This window comes from Thiohalocapsa sp. (assembly GCF_019695415.1).
Lineage (GTDB): Bacteria > Pseudomonadota > Gammaproteobacteria > Chromatiales > Chromatiaceae > Thiohalocapsa.
In genome coordinates this window covers 1-3,016 of the sequence record NZ_JAIFKJ010000186.1, presented here as the reverse complement: position 1 = coordinate 3,016, position 3,016 = coordinate 1, and the positions used below count along the sequence as shown (strand labels likewise).

Here is a 3,016-nt window from a genome sequence, read left to right as displayed (position 1 = left end):
GTGGTGCTTGCCGGTGGCCTCGATGACGATGTCGCAGCCGGACCAGTCGGTCTCGCCGATCGTGCGGTGGCTGCTGTAGCCGATGCGCTGTCCGTCCACCACGATGGCGTCGCCGTCGGCTGAGCAGGCGCGCCCAAAGCGCCCGTGCACCGAGTCGAATTCCAGCAGATGCGCCGCCCCCGCGGCATCACAGGCGATCTCATTGACCTGCACGAACTCGAGCGCAGGCCCGTCATCGCCGCGGTCCCAGGCCGCCCGCAGTCCAAGCCGCCCCATACGGCCAAACCCATTGATCCCAACCCGAACTCTCATCGCCAATCCCCCTTTCTAACTTCTAACTTCTAACTTCTAACTTCCCGCCACCCAGCGTCGGACATCATCCGGCCCCGGCACCCCACCGCTGTGCACCAGCTCGCCGTCCACGACGACGCCCGGCGTGGACATGACGCCATAGCTCATGATCTCGGCGATATCGGTCACCTTCTCCACCTGCACCTCGACGCCTGCCTGCTGCGCGGCCGTCTCGATGAGCCTGGCGGTGGTCTCGCAATTGCGACAGCCGCTGCCGAGCACTTTGATCGCTTTCATGGATTCACTCCGATTGTCTGTAATGGCGGATATCGGTTAGGTGATTGGACCGAGGCGTACGTCGCGGCCGTAGGGTGGGTAAAGCGAAGCGTGCCCACCGATCGCCCGGTTGGTCCGAGCTCAAGCCGCACCCGCCAGCGGCCCCACCAGATTGAAGCCCCAGCCCACCAGCGTGAAGGCCATCGCCAGCACGCCGGCGAAGAGTGCCAATGCTGGCCAGCGGATGACCTTGCGCAGGATCAGCAGCTCCGGCAACGACAGCGCCGCGACGCTCATCATCAGCGCGAGCGTCGTGCCGATGGCCACGCCCTTGCCGAGCATGGCCTCCGCCACCGGGATCACCCCTGTCGCATTGGCGTACATCGGGATGCCCAGCAGCACCGCCGCCGGCACGCTGTACCAGTCACCGCCGCCCAGATGGGTCGTCACCCAGTCCGCCGGCACGAAGCCGTGGAACAGCGCCCCGACACCGATGCCGAGCAGCACCCAGCGCCAGATGCGCCCGACGATTTCCCGTACCTCGCCCATGGCCTAACGGTGGCGAGCGGCAAGCGAGCGCGCCGGCGCGGGCGTGCCAGCGCTGCCGACGCGGATGGCCCAGACGTATTCCTCCACCCAGCGCTCCGGGCGGAAGCGCTGCATGACGATGCCGCCGACCCAGGCCACCGTGAGCCCGGCCAGCACGTACAGCGCCGCCAACCGCCAGCCGAGCAGCCCCACCAGCACCACCACCGCCACCTCGTTGATCATCGGGCTCGCGATCAGGAACGAGAAGGTCACACCGAGCGGGATGCCGGCCTCGACAAACCCGATGAACAGCGGCACCGACGAGCAGGAGCAAAAGGGTGTCAGCGCCCCCAGCCCCACCGCGATGCCGCGCGCCTGCCAGTCCGGGCGCCCGCGCACGATGGCCCGCACGCGCTCCGGCGAGAGCAGTGCACGCAGGAGCCCCATGACATAGATCACCACCACCAGCAGCGCGAAGATCTTCGCCACGTCCATGACGAAGAATTGCAGCGCAGGCCCCAGGTGGCCGGCCGGGTCGAGCCGGAGCAGGTCGTAGGCGACGAGATCGCCGAGTCGGGCAAACATGGTCAGTCGTCCTCCGGGGCAGGCCGGGGCTGGAATGGTCAGCAGCAGCTACAGCGCAAAGGCCTCGTCATAGGGCGCCGCGCCCTCCACCACCGGCAGCGTCAGCGTATTGCCCCAGTGGGACCAGCCGCCGTTGTAGAGCCGTACGTCCTCATAGCCCAGGTGCTTCAGCTGCATCCAGGCGAGGCTCATGCGGAAGCCGTCTCGGATATGCCCGACGGTGAAATAGCGGTGTGGGTGATAGCGCACCTCCAGCACCACGAGATTCTCATCGTCAATGCGCTCGGCGAGCCAGTCCGAGCTCACCAAAAAGCCTGGCGCCGCGACCACCCCAACCGGCAGCAACAGCGCGACAGCGAGCGCGATTCGCAGACGCTCGCCCAGCCAAAACAAGATAGAAGCCATGACCTCTGCGAAACCTTTCAAGCTTCACCCTTCAAGCTTCAAAATAGACCTGGATCAGGATCGGCGCCGCCAGCATCGCGATGATCAGCGGCTGCGCGAGGATCGCCAGCTCCTGGGCGCGCAACGCGGCGCTGATGCCGGCGCCGCTGCCGCCGATGATCACGAAGCGGGTCATGGCTGGCTCGCGCTGCGCTCAGCGCTGGGACCGGAGCGCGTCCAGCTCCGCGAGCGCCGCCTGTACCAGGTTTTCCGGGAGCGGCACGTAGTACAGGGACTCGGCGTCGGCCTGACCGTCGGTGAGGATCCACCGCAGTAGGTCGTGCACGGCGGCGCTCTTCTCCGGTGAGCCATAGTCGCCGCGCACCAGCACCCAGGTGTAGGTCACAATGGGGTAGGAGCGTGCACCCTGCGGGTCGGGGACGGTGCGGGTCAGATCGTCCGGCGGCGTGTCGGCGCCGTCTGCGAGTCCGCGCCGGCCGGTCTCGACGTTCGGCTGCACCAGGCCGCCGGCGCGGTTCTCCAGCCAGGCGAGCGCCAGCCCGAGCCGCTCGGCGAAGCCGGCCTCCACATAGCCGATGGCGTTGTCGGTGATCTTGATGCGCTGGGCGACGCCCTCGTTGCCGTTGGCCTCCATGGCGCCGCCGGGCCAGTCGATCTTCTTGCCGACGCCCGGCCCGTCTGCCCAGGCATCGCTGATGGCGGCCAGGTGATTGGTGAAGGCGAAGGTGGTGCCGCTGGAATCTCGCCGAGCCACCACCTGGATGACCTTGGCGGGGAGGTCGATGCCCGGGTTGGCCGCCGCGATGCGCGGGTCGTCCCAGCGGTAGACCTCGCCGAGGAAGATGTCCGGGTAGACGTCCCGCGGCAGATTGATGGGCCCGTCGACGCCCGGCAGGTTGTAGGCGATGGCGATCATGCCGCCGGTGATGGG

Annotated in this window: 5 protein-coding genes and 1 pseudogene; all 6 read right to left on the bottom strand. The window is 67.6% G+C overall.

Translation table 11 applies throughout. From position 1 onward, the window contains the following. Positions 1-312: glyceraldehyde 3-phosphate dehydrogenase NAD-binding domain-containing protein (locus I6U14_RS05240; protein WP_296897458.1), on the bottom strand; the 312-nt coding region annotated here is incomplete at its 3' end. Between the two features lie 36 nt (positions 313-348). Next, positions 349-588, bottom strand: coding sequence for a thioredoxin family protein (locus I6U14_RS05235; RefSeq protein WP_296897456.1), 240 nt, complete (start codon positions 586-588; stop codon positions 349-351). 120 nt (positions 589-708) lie between these two features. Then, positions 709-1,680 (bottom strand): annotated as a pseudogene (locus tag I6U14_RS05230) (permease). Positions 1,681-1,728: 48 nt separating this feature from the next. Then, entirely contained in the window at positions 1,729-2,085 is a 357-nt protein-coding gene (locus I6U14_RS05225; protein WP_296897454.1) for a hypothetical protein, read from the bottom strand. 31 nt (positions 2,086-2,116) lie between these two features. Further along, complete coding sequence (locus tag I6U14_RS05220) at positions 2,117-2,260, bottom strand: hypothetical protein (RefSeq protein ID WP_296897452.1); 144 nt, start codon at positions 2,258-2,260, stop codon at positions 2,117-2,119. An 18-nt stretch (positions 2,261-2,278) separates the two neighbouring features. Beyond that, on the bottom strand, positions 2,279-3,016 hold a 738-nt coding region (gene pstS / locus I6U14_RS05215), incomplete at its 5' end, for a phosphate ABC transporter substrate-binding protein PstS (RefSeq protein ID WP_296897450.1).